The organism is Streptomyces sp. MBT65 (assembly GCF_016612545.1).
GTDB lineage: Bacteria > Actinomycetota > Actinomycetes > Streptomycetales > Streptomycetaceae > Streptomyces.
In genome coordinates this window covers 1-13,599 of the sequence record NZ_JAENRY010000208.1, presented here as the reverse complement: position 1 = coordinate 13,599, position 13,599 = coordinate 1, and the positions used below count along the sequence as shown (strand labels likewise).

Sequence of the window (13,599 nt, the reverse complement as noted above, 5' to 3'; positions counted from 1 at the left end):
ATCGCGCGCAACCCGCGCACCGAGCCCACCGACGCCGACGTCGAGGCCTTCCAGCAGCAACTCGGGCGTCCGCCGCGCGGGTTGCGCGCGATCGCGCACCGTTGCCCGTGCGGACAGCCGGACGTGGTGGAGACGGCTCCCCGTCTCCCCGACGGCACGCCCTTCCCGACGACGTACTACCTCACGTGCCCGCGCGCCGCCTCGGCGATCGGCACGCTGGAGGCGAACGGCGTGATGAAGGAGATGACGGCCCGGCTGGAGACGGACCCCGAACTGGCCGCCGCGTACCGCGCCGCCCACGAGGACTACATCGCCCGCCGCGACGCCATCGAGGTCCTGGAGGGCTTCCCCAGCGCGGGCGGCATGCCGGACCGGGTGAAGTGCCTGCACGTCCTGGTGGGCCACTCGCTGGCCGCGGGCCCGGGCGTCAACCCGCTCGGCGACGAGGCGCTCGCGATGCTGCCGGAGTGGTGGGCCAAGGGTCCGTGCGTGTCCGTGCCCGGGGTGCCGCCGACCGGCGAGGACTGGGAGACGGAGACGTCCGAGGACGGCAAGGGCTACTTCGCGTTCAAGCCCGTAGAGGCACAGGAGAAGAAGGAGGACGACCAGTGACCAGGGTCGCCGCCATCGACTGCGGTACGAACTCGATCCGCCTCCTCGTCGCCGACGTCGACCCGGAGACGGGTGAACTCGTCGACCTGGACCGGCGGATGACGATCGTCCGGCTCGGCCAGGGCGTGGACAAGACCGGCCGCCTCGCCCCCGAGGCGCTGGAGCGCACCTTCGCGGCCTGCCGCGACTACGCGGCGATCATCAAGGAACTCGGCGCCGAACGCCTCCGCTTCGTCGCCACCTCCGCCTCCCGCGACGCCTCGAACCGCGAGGACTTCGTCCGGGGCGTCCTGGACATCCTCGGCGTCGAACCCGAGGTGATCACCGGCGACGAGGAGGCGGAACTCTCCTTCACCGGCGCGACAGCGGAACTGACCGGCCGGGACGACCTGGCCCTCGCCAAGCCCTACCTCGTCGTGGACATCGGCGGCGGCTCGACCGAGTTCGTGGTCGGCGACGACACCGTCCGCGCCGCCCGCTCCGTGGACATCGGCTGCGTCCGCATGACCGAGCGCCACCTCGTCCAGGACGGCAAGGTCACGGACCCGCCGACCCCGGACCAGATCACGGCGATGCGCGCCGACATCGAGGCCGCCCTCGACCTCGCCGAACAGACGGTCCCGCTCCGCGAGGCCCACACCCTGGTCGGCCTGGCCGGCTCGGTCACCACGATCTCCGCGATCGCCCAGAACCTCCCCGCGTACGACACGGAGGCCATCCACCACTCCCGCGTCCCCTACGACCGGGTCCGCGAGATCACCGAGTCCCTCCTCCGCTCCACCCACGCCGAACGCGCGGCCATCCCCTCCATGCACCCGGGCCGCGTCGACGTCATCGGTGCGGGCGCCCTCGTACTCCTCTCGATCATGGAGCGGGTCGGCGCGAGCGAGGTCGTGGTGAGCGAACACGACATCCTGGACGGGATCGCCTTCAAGGCGGCCGAGTCGCGATAGGCGGCGATCCTCGACGGGATCGGAGAGTCTTCGGACCGACCGCCTACAGGTTGCGGTACACGTCGCGCCGGTCGCCCACCTTGACGACGAGGATGACGAGTTCGCCGTCGTGGATCTGGTAGGCGACCCGGTAGCTTCCGACCTGTAGCCGGTAGAGCCCCGACGGACCGGTGAGCTTCTTGACGTCGGTGTCCTCGCGGTACGGGTCGTCACCGAGTGCGGTCAACGCGGTCAGGATGCGCATGGCGTCGAGTCGACCGATGGCCCGGAGCTGTCGCTGCGCCGCCGTGGTGAACCGGAGCGCGTACTTCACGCGGCGCCTTCACCGCGCTCGGTGAACAGATCGGCCAGCAGCTCGGCCATGGTGACGGTGGGGCCGTTCTCGGCCAGGACCGCTTCGGCCTCTCGGGCCAGCATGACGTCCGCCGCCTCTTCCAGGGCTTCGAAGTCCGCGATCGGTACCACGGCGGCCACCGGAGTGCCGTTGCGGGTGATGACCGTCGGGGTGCCTTCCTCGGCCAGGTTGATGCGCTCCGCGAGATGGGCGCGGGCTTCCCGTATGGTCACGGATTCCTCGGTCATGGCGTAAGTGTACGCGCATGTGTGTACACGCGGCCGGGCTGTGAGGGACACGGAGATCCGCGCCCCTCACAGCCCCGACGGCCGACCCGTCGCCGGCCCGGTTCAGAAGGCGTGGGCCATCAGTTCCGCGAACAGTGCGTGTTCGTCGGCGTCGAGGCCCCGGGAGCGGAACCAGCCGCAGATGTTGGCGCAGTCGCGCTGGAGGAAGGTCATGCCGTTGAGGTTGCCGACCAGGTCGACGATCTGTGGCAGATCGATGACGACCAGCCGTTCGCCCGCGGCGAGGATGTTGTACGCCGAGAGGTCGCCGTGCACGAGGCCGTTCTGCACCATCGTGGCGAGCGCGTCGGTGAGCTGCTCGAAGTACGACGCCAGCAGCTCGGGCGAGGGCCGGGTCTGGGCGAGCCGGGGTGCGGTCGCGAGGGTGCCGTCCTCGTCGACGACGGTGATCCACTCCATCAGGATCTCGGTGCCGTCGATCTGGACCGGGTAGGGAACCGGCAGCCCGAGGTTCCAGAGCCGCACCAGCGCGGCCCACTCGGACACCGCCCACTCGCCGGCCGCGACCTGTCGGCCGAAGGTGCTCTTCCGCTTGACGGCCCGCTCGTCACGCGAGCGCTTCATCGAGCGGCCCTCGGTGTAGGACGCGGCGCGGTGGAAGGACCGGTGCTCGGAGGAGCGGTACCGCTTGGCCGCCATCACCACGCCGGCCGCGGGGTCGAGCGGGTCTGCGCGCTCGACTAGGTGGACGTCGGCCTCCTTGCCGGTCTTGAGGACACCGAGCTCGGTGTCGATCGCGCCCTGCGAGGTGACCACCCAGTCCGGGAGCGGCTCGGGGCCGCGGCAGAGGGGTTCGACGCTGAGCCAGGTCGACCAGCGCTGTCCGTCCTCGAGGTCGTCGTCGTAGGCACGGAAGTCGAAGACGAACCGGTCGTCGATGTCACCCAACGCGTCCGGCGGCGGGACGCGGCGGTTGGGGTCGGCGCTGAAGTCGTCAGGAAATACCGGGTGTTGAGGGTCTTGCGAGAGCTCGTCGTGAGACATCGCTGGAGGTGCTCCAAGAGGTGAGAGGAAGGCGGGCTGCGGGCATGCCGAGAACAGTCGCGGTCACAGTCGTGCCTCCTCTCGTGGAGCACCGGGCAGCTCCCGGTGTCCCGCCCATGGTGAGGGGCGGGGACGGGGAGCGGCAACCGAATAACGTCGGCCCGACCGGAGGTCCGTACTACGGCCCGGTCGGGGATCCACTAGTGCCGGACCCGCACCACCAGCTTCCCCGTGGCCCGGTTGTGCTCCATGTCCCCGTGGGCCTGCGGTACTTGCTCCAGGCCGTCGTACACGCGGTCCACGGGGAAGGCCAGTTGGCCGGCGGCGACCGCGTCGAGGATGTTCTGGAAGACCGGCGCGGGCAGGTCGGAGGCGTCGCCGAAGTAACCCGCGAGGCGAACTCCCCTCGGCAGGTACTCGTTCGGGGAGAAGTCCCGCACCGTCCACTGGTTGGAGAGGCTGCCGCCGAAGCAGGCCGTGCCGTGGACGCGGACCGCGCGCAGGGTGTCGGGCAGGGTCGGGGTGCCGACGAGGTCGAGCGCGGCGTCGACGCCGGACGGGTACAACTCCCGCACTGAGGAAGCCACTTCGCCGGTGTCGAGGAGAGGGTGGTCGACGCCCCGCTCCTTCAGCAGAGCCAGGCGATCGGGGCGGCGGGTCGTGGACAGCACCGTCGCTCCGCGCCACGTCGCCAGCGCCGCTGCCGCCAGTCCCACCGAGGACGTGCCGCCCCGGATCAGTACGGACTGGCCGGGCTGTAGATCCAGGCCGACGGTGAGCGAGCCGTAGGCCGTCTGCACCATCTCCGGCAGCGCGCCCAGGACTTCCCAGGGCAGGTCGGTCTCGACGGGGATCACCTGGGCCAGCGGCACCGACGTGTACTCGGCGTACCCGCCGTCGTAGGTGCGCCCCATGTCCCCCATCATCGCGACGACCTTCTGGCCGGGAGTCAGTCCACTGCCGGGCGGCGCCGCGTCGACCGTGCCGGCGGCCTCGATGCCCGGCACCCGGGGGAAGCTGACGCCCTCGCTCACCCCCAACCGCAGCTTCAGCTCGGACCGGTTGAGCCCGAACGCCTCGACACGGATCCGCACCCACCCGTCCCGCTCGGGCGGCAGCGGGAGCGTGGTCAGCCGCAGGTTCTCCACGGGGCCGGGGCCGGAGAGCTGGACGGCGCGCATGGTGCTCGGCGAGAACGTCATGGGGCTGCCAACGTGCGCCCGCCTCGGCTTCATTCCCGACTCGCCCCGGATCTACGGCTGTTGGCGCACCTGTAGGTCAGCCGATGTGGGCGTCGGTCAGAGGTCTGCCACCAGGAGCCGGTAGCCGACGTCGACGGTGTCGCGGGCGAGCAGGTCGGCGTACCGGGCGTGCCAGTGGCCCGTCGTGAGGTCGTCGGCGAGCGCCGCCAGGCCGGGGGCGAGGGCGTCGTCTCCGGTCTGGGCCAGCATGGAGATGCCGGCGCGTACCTCGGGGTCGAGATAGGCGTGCGGGCGGCGCCAGTACGCCGCGCCGAAGCCGTCCGCGCAGTCGTGCGGGACCGGGACGGTCTCCACCCGTGCCCCGCCGAGCAGCGCGGCCAGCCGTTCGGGCGGGACGGCGCGGGTGTCGTCGTAGGCCGCGGCCTGGGGGAGGTAGTCACGCACGAGCCAGAAGCGCTCGCGGAAGATCCGCTGGTCCCAGGTCAGGACGACGACGCGGCGGCGGGCGACCCGGCGGAGCTCGGCGAGGCCGGCCGCGAGGTCGCTCCAGTGGTGGACGGTCAGCAGCGCCATGACGGCGTCGGCGGCGTCGTCGCGCAGCGGAAGGCGTTCGGCGACCGCGCACACGGCGGGCGCGGACCCGCGCGGGCGCTGGGCGAGCATGATCCGGCTGGGTTCCACGGCGAGGATCGTGTGCGAGGGCTCGTAGGAGCCCGTGCCCGCACCCACGTTGATCACGTCCGAGGCGTCCCCGAGCGCGGCGTGGATCCGCGCCGCGATCCGCGGATCCGGCCGCCGGGACCGGCTGTACGTCGTGCCGAGCGTGTCGTAGACGGCCATGGTTCTCAGTATGGGGAGAAGCCGCTGTGCCGGACCCTCGTGACCCCGAATTATTACTGGCCGGTAGTAAACTCCTGAGCAGCCCATATAACGTATGAGCGGATGCAGGGGCGCTCGCCGACCCCCTCCGGAACGCGTCCGTAAGAAAGTTCGTGAAGTTCTTCACAAGGAATTCTGTCCTGTTGGGCGACCGGACTGCCCCGGTTGGCCCTTCCGGGGTCCCGGCGGGCTCGGGAGCGTGCTCGGCGGGGTGGTGCGGGAGTGATTCGGGGGCGTTTCGGGAGGGTGTCGCGGAGGTGTGGTCCAGGGGGTCCGCAGGGACAGAGGGGCAGCTCACGCGGCCTTGACAACGGGGCGAACCGCACCGTGGTCCGCCTCCCGCGAGGTGACCTGGATCATGCGAGTCGCGGAGGATAACACAGCCCCTGTGGAAGCTTGTGAAGGGGCGCACGAGCGACCCCCCAGGGGCAGGTGGATACTCGATGGCATGAGCACCACGGAGCGTCCCAGGATCCTCGTAGTAGGCGGTGGGTACGTAGGCCTGTACGCAGCTCGGCGCATTCTCAAGAAGATGCGCTACGGCGAGGCGACCGTCACGGTCGTCGACCCCCGGTCGTACATGACCTACCAGCCCTTCCTCCCCGAAGCCGCCGCCGGCAGCATCTCCCCTCGGCACGTCGTCGTCCCGTTGCGACGCGTGCTGCCGAAGGCGGAGGTCCTCACCGGCCGGGTCACCACCATCGACCAGGACCGCAAGGTCGCCACGATCGCCCCCCTCGTGGGTGAGGCGTACGAGCTGCCTTTCGACTACCTCGTCATCGCGATGGGCGCGGTCTCCCGCACCTTCCCGATCCCCGGCCTCGCCGAGCAGGGCATCGGCATGAAGGGCATCGAGGAGTCCATCGGCCTGCGCAACCACGTCCTCGAGCAGCTCGACAAGGCCGACTCCACCACCGACGAGGAGATCCGCCGCAAGGCGCTCACCTTCGTCTTCGTCGGCGGCGGCTTCGCCGGTGCGGAGACCATCGGTGAGGTCGAGGACATGGCCCGGGACGCGGCCAAGTACTACACCAACGTCTCCCGCGAGGACATGCGCTTCGTCCTCGTCGACGCCGCCGACAAGATCCTCCCGGAGGTCGGCCCCAAGCTCGGCCTCTACGGCAAGGAGCACCTGGAGAGCCGCGGGATCGAGATCTACCTCTCGACCTCCATGGACTCGTGCGTCGACGGTCACGTCGTGCTGAAGAACGGCCTCGAGGTCGACTCCAACACGATCGTGTGGACGGCCGGCGTCAAGCCGAACCCCGTGCTCTCCCGCTTCGGCCTCCCGCTCGGCCCGCGCGGTCACGTCGACGCCCAGCCGACCCTCCAGGTCACCGGTACCGACTACGTCTGGGCCGCCGGCGACAACGCCCAGGTGCCCGACATCGCCGCCCGCAAGGCCGGCGTCGAGAACGCCTGGTGCCCGCCGAACGCCCAGCACGCGCTGCGCCAGGCGAAGGTCCTCGGCGACAACGTGATCTCCGGTATGCGGGGCTTCCCGCAGAAGGAGTACTCGCACGCCAACAAGGGTGCGGTCGCCGGTCTCGGCCTGCACAAGGGCGTCGCGATGATCGTCATGGGCAAGGTGAAGATCAAGGTCAAGGGCCGTCTCGCCTGGTACATGCACCGCGGCTACCACGGTCTGGCCATGCCGACCTGGAACCGCAAGATCCGTGTCTTCGCCGACTGGACCCTCGCGATGTTCCTCAAGCGCGAGGTCGTCTCCCTCGGCGCCATGGAGAACCCCCGCGAGGAGTTCTACGAGGCCGCCAAGCCGGCGCCGGCGCCCGCCGCGGCCGTGAAGACCGAGGAGAAGGCCAAGGCCTCCTGACCCTCTCCGGTCGCCTCTGAAGCACGCCCGAAGGGGCCGTCCGCCATCCGTGGTGCGGACGGCCCCTTCGGCGTTCCCCGACGCCCCGTCTGCGTGGCAGCTACACGCATTTTGCCTACTCGTAACGCTCAAGCAGGACTGCGACGGAGCCTGGCTGGTGTTTACGTAGTGATGGACAATTCCGGGATCCGCGTCACGGAGGTGTGCGCCATGGCTGATGCCGCGCTGCGGCTCAAATCCCTCTTCGAACAGCTACTGGGGACCCCCGTCCCGGTGCGTATCCGCGCCTGGGACGGTTCCGAGGCAGGGCCGCCCGATGCGCCGACCTTGGTCGTACGCAATCGCCGTGCCCTGCGCCGACTCCTGTGGAAACCCGGCGAACTGGGCATGGCCCGCGCCTGGGTCTCCGGCGACCTGGACATCGAGGGCGACTTCTACGCGGCCCTCGACGCCATGTCCACGCTGGTCTGGGAGCGCGGCGACGGCGCCCGCACCCGCACCGAGGCCCTGCGCGACCCCCAGGTGCGCTCCGCCGTCCGCGGACTGGTGAAGCTCGGCGGGCTCCCGCTGCCGCCGGCCCCGCCCCCGGAGGAGGTCCGCCGCAGCCGCGCCCACCTCCACACCAGACGCACCGACAAACGCGCCATCAGCCACCACTACGACGTCGGCAACGACTTCTACGAACTCGTCCTCGGCCCCTCCATGGTCTACTCGTGCGCCTACTGGGAGTCCCCGGACGGCACCCTGGAGGACGCCCAGCGCGACAAGCTCGAACTCATCTGCCGCAAGCTGGAGTTGACCCCGGGACAGCGGCTCCTCGACGTCGGCTGCGGCTGGGGTTCGATGGCGATCCACGCGGCCCGCGAGTACGGCGTGAGCGTCGTCGGCGTGACCCTCTCCCAGGAACAGGCGGCCTACGCCCGTAAGTGCGTCGCCGAGGAGGGCCTCACCGACAAGATCGAGATCCGCGTCCAGGACTACCGTGACGTCACCGACGGTCCCTACGACGCCATCTCCTCCGTCGGTATGGCCGAACACGTGGGTTCCGCACGGTACGTGGAGTACGCGCGGGACCTCTACGCGCTGCTCAAGCCCGGCGGGCGGCTCCTCAACCACCAGATCGCCCGCCGCCCCTGGCAGGACGAATCGGCGTACGACATCGACGAGTTCATCGACGCGTACGTCTTCCCCGACGGTGAACTCGCCCCGATCGGCGCCACCGTGACCCATCTGGAGAGCGCCGGGTTCGAGGTGCGCGACGTCGAGGCGATCCGCGAGCACTACGCGCTCACCCTGCGCCGCTGGGTCGCCAACCTGGAGTCCGAGTGGCGGCGCGCGGTCGGCCTCGTCGGCGCCGGGCGGGCCCGTGTGTGGCGCCTCTACATGGCGGCGTCCGTGCTCGGCTTCGAGCGCAACCGCATAGGAGTCAACCAGGTGTTGGCCGTCCGGACCCCCGAACCGGGCGTCTCCGGAATGCCGTTGCGCGCCCGCACCTGGAACTGACCGCACCTTCAGGGCACATGGCCAGGGGCCCCGTTCCGCTCCGGAACGGGGCCCCTGCCCTCTTTCGGTCAACTCGCCTGCGGTTACTCGGACTTGATCGCCGACAGCATGTTCAGCTTCGCCGCGCGCCGGGCCGGCCACAGCGCGGCCAGGACGCCGACCGTGCCCGCCAGCAGCAGGAAGAGCGCCATCCGGGCCCAGGGAATGACCAGTTCGTACGTCGCCATCTTCGAGCCGATCAACTCACCGGCCGCCCAGCCGAAGAAGACGCCCAGACCGATGCCCAGCACCCCGCCGAAGAGCGAGATGACGAGGGACTCCAGCCGGACCATCCGCTTGATGCCCTTGCGGTCCAGGCCGATCGCGCGCAGCATCCCGATCTCCTGCGAGCGCTCGAAGACCGACATCGCGAGGGTGTTGATGACCCCGAGGACCGCGACGATCACCGCCATCGCGAGCAGGCCGTAGACCATGTTGAGGATCAGGGTGAAGACCTGCGCGATGCTGTCGGAGAGGTCCTTCTTGTCCTGGACCTTGACGGCCGGGTTGGAGCCGAGGGCCTTCTCCAGCTTGTCCTTCGTCGAACTCGACGTGCCGTCCGCCGTCTTGACCAGGATCTGCATGTCGGCCGGGTCGGTCTGGTGCGGGGCGAGCGTCGCGTTGTCGAGCATGATGCCGCGGATCAGCGCGTTGCCCTCGTAGACCGCGGAGACGGTGAGCTGCTGTGCCTTGCCGTCCTCGTAGTGCGTGGTGAAGGTCGAACCGGCCTTCCAGCCATGGGACTTGGCGGTGTCGTCGTCCACGACCACCTGCGTGCCGGCGACCTTGAAGGTGCCGCTGTCCACCGTGAGGTCGGTGAGCTTGCCGATCGCGGAGCCGTTGACCCCGGTGAGGAACTCGGTCTCGCCGTCGATGCGCGACGGGGCGTTGCGCAGCGGGCTGGTGGCGGTGACGCCGGAGGTGGTGGTGAGGGTCTTGTCGACGTCGGCGGAGAGTTCGTTGCCGTTCGCCATCGAGACGATGTAGTCGGCGCTGATCGCCGACGAGGCCATCTTGTCGATCGCCTGCTGGAGGCTGCCCGCCATCACCGTCATACCGGTGATGAGGGTGAGGCCGATCATCAGCGCGGAGGCGGTGGCGGCCGTACGACGCGGGTTGCGCACCGAGTTCTGGCGGGCCAGCTTGCCGGAGATCCCGAAGATCCGCAGCACCGGGGCCGCCGCCGCGATCAGCGGGCGGGACAGCAGCGGGGTCAGGATGAACACGCCGATGATGAGGAGTACGGCGCCGATGCCCATGGGGGCCTGGCCGTCCGAACCGTTCATCGAGGTGGCCGCGATGACGACCGCGACGCCCGCGCCGGAGAACAGCGCGCCCAGCGTGTTGCGCAGCACCAGCGACTTGGTGGTGGCCGTCGCGTGCACGCTGCTCATCGCGGCGACCGGCGGGATCTTCGCGGCCCGGCGGCCGGGCAGCCAGGCGGCGAGCATGGTGATGAGGATGCCGACCGCGAGGGCGCTGAGCACCGTGTTCGGGGTGATCACCAGCGGGCCGTCCGGGACGGTCGCGCCGATCGTGCCCATCAGGGCGCGCAGCCCGGCGCCGATCCCGATACCGGCGACCAGCCCGGCCGCCGCGGCGACCGCGCCGACCACGAACGCCTCGAGCAGCACCGACCGCGTGACCTGCCGGCGCGAGGCACCGACCGCGCGCAGCAGGGCCAGTTCCTTGGTGCGCTGGGCGACCAGCATGGTGAAGGTGTTGGCGATGATGAACGTGCCGACGAAGAGCGCGATCCCCGCGAAGACCAGCAGCCCCGACTTCAGCCCGCTCATCGAGGCGGCGATCGTCTCGGCCTGGTCGTCGGCGAGCTTCTTGGCGGTGGTGGTCTCGGTCTGCCCCTTGGGCAGGGCCAGGTCCAGCTGCGACTTCAGCGCCGCCTGACTCGTCCCGGCCGCGGCCTTCACATCGATCTCGTCGTACGTCCCCGCCTTGCCGAACAGCTTCTGCGCGGTCGCCGTGTCGAAGAGGGCGAGGCTGCCGCCGGCGGCGACATTGCCGTCGTCGGTGGTGAAGATGCCGGTGATCCTCGGGCTCAGCACCGGTCCGTCGACCGACAGACGCACGGTGTCGCCGACCTTGTACCCGGCGCGCTTCGCGGTCTCGGAGTCGATCGCCACCTCGCCCGAACCGTGCGGTGCCGTACCGGACTTGAGGGGATAGCGGGCGTCCTTGTCCCCCCAGTAGTTGCCGCCCTCCGACTGGAAGCCGCCGCCGATGAGCTTGCCCTTCTTGTCGGCTATGGCGGTGAAGCCGTTGACGACCCCGGTCGCGGACGCGGCCCCCGGCACCTTCGCGCTGGTGTCGAGCATCGCCTGGGTCAGCTCGGGCGTCTTGCCGACCGTGTCGCCCTTGTCGTCCTGGTACTTGGCCGTCACTGCGACGTCGACCTGGTCGAAGCCCTTGGCCGAGCTGTTCTGGAAGGCGTTCGAGATGGTGTTGGTGAAGACCAGGGTCCCCGACACGAACGCGACGCCGAGCATCACGGCGAGCACGGTCATGAGGAGCCGGGCCTTGTGCGCGAGTACGTTGCGCAAGGCGGTTCGGAACATGGGTCTACTCAGTCCAGGTCTACGAGGGATGAGCCGGGCGGCGAAGTCGGGTGCCGGGACGGCGAGACGGCGTGCCGGAGCGGCGAAGTCGGTTGCCGCGACAGATGAAGTCAGGTGCCGTGGCGGCGAGTTGAGGAACCGTCAGAGGGCCTAGCTGGTACGGCCCTTGGCGTCGAACTCAGGGGGTCTGGGGGTTTCCCCCAGAAAGATGCAGCATCCGGTCGAGCACCGAGTCCGCGGTCGGCTCGTAGACCTCGTCGACGATGCGTCCGTCCGCGAGGAACACCACCCGGTCCGCGTACGCCGCCGCCACCGGGTCGTGGGTCACCATGACCACCGTCTGCCCCAACTCCCGTACGGAGTTGCGGAGAAAGCCCAGCACCTCCGCGCCGGAGCGCGAGTCGAGGTTTCCGGTCGGCTCGTCGCCGAAGATGATGTCGGGGCGGGAGGCCAACGCCCGTGCCACGGCGACGCGTTGCTGCTGGCCGCCGGAGAGCTCGGAGGGCCGGTGCTTGAGCCGGTCGGAGAGGCCGATCATCCGGATCACCGAGTCCAGCCACTCCTTGTCGGGCTTGCGGCCCGCGATGTCCATCGGGAGCGTGATGTTCTCCAGGGCCGTCAGCGTCGGCAGCAGGTTGAACGCCTGGAAGATGAAACCGATCTTGTCCCGGCGCAACTTGGTGAGCTGCTTGTCCTTCAGGGCGCCCAGCTCGGTGTCACCGATGCGCACGGAACCGGACGAGAAGGAGTCCAGGCCGGCCACACAGTGCATCAGCGTGGACTTGCCGGACCCCGAGGGGCCCATGATCGCGGTGAACTCGGCCTGCCGGAAGGCGATCGAGACCCGGTCGAGGGCGACCACCTGGGTCTCGCCCTGTCCGTAGACCTTGGAAAGATCCGTGGCACGCGCGGCCACTGAGGTGGTCCGTTCGGCGATGGGGGTGGTGGTCACGGAGGGCGCTCCTGTCGGGACGACGGTCTTGCTGGGGACGTGTCCCATCCTCTCGGCCCTGCCGCGCCGTGTAGTCAGCCGCTGTTCCGGTTCCGGGGGCAGCCTTCAGACGGACTGCGCTCAGCGCTGTCATACCTGGGGATGAGGACCACCCCCGAGACGGTCCCTGGGTCCGCCCCCGTGACCCACCACGTCAAGAACCGGTGGAGCACCCTCGTTCGGGCGGTGAAATTCCGTCATTCCGCATACGAGGCCCCAGAACGCACGCAAGGCTATTGGCAAGTGCTGATGGCTCTTTCCATGGTCTGATGCACCCTCAGACATCAATAAAATAAGACAACATCGGTCCGCCTGCCCGCTGTTGGGGACGCGCGTCCCGATAGGCTCGTGACCTCGATGCGGAGCCCACGGCCTGCCCGGATGGTGGAATGCAGACACGGCGAGCTTAAACCTCGCTGCCCCTTCGCGGGCGTGCCGGTTCAAGTCCGGCTCCGGGCACCATCGCGGTTACAGAGTGTGACTCGCGAGAACGGTGAGTCGCTTTGGTGCACGCGCCGACCACTTCCCGGAGGCGTGCGCCGCCACTTCCTGAAGAGGCGCGGCGCCGGAAAACCCGTGGAGCGGCCGGCGGGCGGATCCGTACCGTGCGCGGGTGACCTATCTGAGTCCCCTGGGATACCTGCTGGGCATCGAAGGCGCCGCCCTGCTGCGCGGTTTCAAGGAGGGAAGCGCCGACCGGGCGTTCGTAGAGGCCCGGATCGCCGAGATCCGCACCTTGCTGGACACCCCCGCCCTCGCCCACGCCGAGGGCGTCACCGCGGAACCGGGCGCGATCAGCACGGCGGACGTCTACCAGGACTGGGCACCGCACTACGACGCCCCCGGCAACGACATGATCGACGTCGAGCAGCCCGTCGTCCGGCGCATCCTGGACGGCCTGCCCGTCGGCACGGCGCTCGACGCGGCCTGCGGCACCGGCCGCCACACCGCCCACCTGCACGGACTCGGCCACCAGGTGACCGGCGTCGACGCCTCCCCGGCCATGCTCGCCCGGGCCCGCGAGCGCCTGCCGGACGTCGACTTCCACGAGGGCGACCTGCACCGCCTCCCGCTTCCCGACAACGCGGTCGACACCGTAGTGTGCGCGCTCGCCCTGGCCCACCTTCCCGAACTGACCCCGGCGCTAAGGGAGTTCGCACGCGTCCTGCGCCCCGGCGGACACCTCGTCGTCTCCGACGCCCACCCGCTGGTCGCCTATCTCCGGCCGACCCTGCCCCGCCGACCCGGCCCGGACGGCCGCCCGTCCCTTCTCACCGAGTTTCACCGCCCGCTCAGCGCCTACCTCGCCGCCGCCCTCCCGCTGGGCTTCCAGGTCCGGCACTGCGAGGAACCCCGCCGCCCGCACCACTCCCTCACCCCCGACACC

At 69.9% G+C, this 13,599-nt stretch carries 11 protein-coding genes, 1 tRNA gene and 1 pseudogene; 6 read left to right on the top strand and 7 right to left on the bottom strand.

Translation table 11 applies throughout. The features are described from left to right. Together JHN63_RS35565 and JHN63_RS35560 are read left to right on the top strand one after the other, a co-directional pair. Entirely contained in the window at positions 1-612 is a 612-nt protein-coding gene (locus JHN63_RS35565; RefSeq protein ID WP_200688639.1) for a DUF501 domain-containing protein, read from the top strand. After that, positions 609-1,565 carry a Ppx/GppA phosphatase family protein gene (locus JHN63_RS35560; RefSeq protein WP_200688635.1) on the top strand — a complete coding sequence of 319 codons (957 nt, stop codon included), beginning with the start codon at positions 609-611 and terminating at the stop codon, positions 1,563-1,565. Before JHN63_RS35565 ends, JHN63_RS35560 begins: the two co-directional genes overlap by 4 nt. Before the next feature lie 43 nt (positions 1,566-1,608). Here JHN63_RS35560 and JHN63_RS35555 read toward each other — a convergent pair whose 3' ends face one another. From JHN63_RS35555 to JHN63_RS35535, 5 genes are all read right to left on the bottom strand, one after another. Beyond that, entirely contained in the window at positions 1,609-1,878 is a 270-nt protein-coding gene (locus tag JHN63_RS35555) for a type II toxin-antitoxin system RelE/ParE family toxin (RefSeq protein ID WP_200688634.1), read from the bottom strand. Continuing rightward, entirely contained in the window at positions 1,875-2,147 is a 273-nt protein-coding gene (locus JHN63_RS35550) for a type II toxin-antitoxin system Phd/YefM family antitoxin (RefSeq protein WP_200688633.1), read from the bottom strand. The genes JHN63_RS35555 and JHN63_RS35550 overlap by 4 nt, the downstream gene beginning before the upstream one ends. Positions 2,148-2,249: 102 nt before the next feature. Further along, complete coding sequence (locus tag JHN63_RS35545; protein WP_200688632.1) at positions 2,250-3,191, bottom strand: serine protein kinase RIO; 942 nt, start codon at positions 3,189-3,191, stop codon at positions 2,250-2,252. A gap of 200 nt (positions 3,192-3,391) precedes the next feature. Then, positions 3,392-4,393, bottom strand: coding sequence for a zinc-binding dehydrogenase (locus JHN63_RS35540; RefSeq protein WP_234478198.1), 1,002 nt, complete (start codon positions 4,391-4,393; stop codon positions 3,392-3,394). A gap of 96 nt (positions 4,394-4,489) precedes the next feature. Beyond that, entirely contained in the window at positions 4,490-5,233 is a 744-nt protein-coding gene (locus tag JHN63_RS35535; protein ID WP_200688631.1) for a class I SAM-dependent methyltransferase, read from the bottom strand. Positions 5,234-5,720: 487 nt separating this feature from the next. On the opposite strand from JHN63_RS35535, the gene JHN63_RS35530 reads away from it, so the two are divergent. Together JHN63_RS35530 and JHN63_RS35525 are read left to right on the top strand one after the other, a co-directional pair. Continuing rightward, positions 5,721-7,106, top strand: a complete 1,386-nt coding sequence (locus JHN63_RS35530) for an NAD(P)/FAD-dependent oxidoreductase (RefSeq protein ID WP_200688629.1) — start codon at positions 5,721-5,723, stop codon at positions 7,104-7,106. A 210-nt stretch (positions 7,107-7,316) separates the two neighbouring features. Next, on the top strand, positions 7,317-8,609 hold the full coding sequence (locus JHN63_RS35525; protein WP_200688628.1) for a cyclopropane-fatty-acyl-phospholipid synthase family protein: 1,293 nt from the start codon (positions 7,317-7,319) through the stop codon (positions 8,607-8,609). Positions 8,610-8,692: 83 nt separating this feature from the next. Here the strand turns inward: JHN63_RS35525 and JHN63_RS35520 are convergent, their stop codons facing one another. Beyond that, the gene (locus JHN63_RS35520; protein ID WP_200688627.1) at positions 8,693-11,221 is read right to left on the bottom strand and encodes an ABC transporter permease; all 2,529 of its coding nucleotides are present in this window, start codon (positions 11,219-11,221) and stop codon (positions 8,693-8,695) included. Positions 11,222-11,371: 150 nt separating this feature from the next. Next, positions 11,372-12,173 (bottom strand): annotated as a pseudogene (locus JHN63_RS35515) (ABC transporter ATP-binding protein). A 414-nt stretch (positions 12,174-12,587) separates the two neighbouring features. Here JHN63_RS35515 and JHN63_RS35510 point away from each other — a divergent pair. After that, positions 12,588-12,674, top strand: a tRNA-Leu gene (locus JHN63_RS35510). Between the two features lie 151 nt (positions 12,675-12,825). Continuing rightward, positions 12,826-13,599: class I SAM-dependent methyltransferase (locus JHN63_RS35505; protein ID WP_200688625.1), on the top strand; the 774-nt coding region annotated here is incomplete at its 3' end.

Coding starts and splice junctions, on each gene's coding strand:
- JHN63_RS35550 (WP_200688633.1), bottom strand. CDS start 2,147: ATGACCGAGGAATCCGTGACCATACGGGAAGCCCGCGCCCATCTCGCG.
- JHN63_RS35545 (WP_200688632.1), bottom strand. CDS start 3,191: ATGTCTCACGACGAGCTCTCGCAAGACCCTCAACACCCGGTATTTCCT.
- JHN63_RS35540 (WP_234478198.1), bottom strand. CDS start 4,393: ATGACGTTCTCGCCGAGCACCATGCGCGCCGTCCAGCTCTCCGGCCCC.
- JHN63_RS35535 (WP_200688631.1), bottom strand. CDS start 5,233: ATGGCCGTCTACGACACGCTCGGCACGACGTACAGCCGGTCCCGGCGG.
- JHN63_RS35530 (WP_200688629.1), top strand. CDS start 5,721: ATGAGCACCACGGAGCGTCCCAGGATCCTCGTAGTAGGCGGTGGGTAC.
- JHN63_RS35525 (WP_200688628.1), top strand. CDS start 7,317: ATGGCTGATGCCGCGCTGCGGCTCAAATCCCTCTTCGAACAGCTACTG.
- JHN63_RS35520 (WP_200688627.1), bottom strand. CDS start 11,221: ATGTTCCGAACCGCCTTGCGCAACGTACTCGCGCACAAGGCCCGGCTC.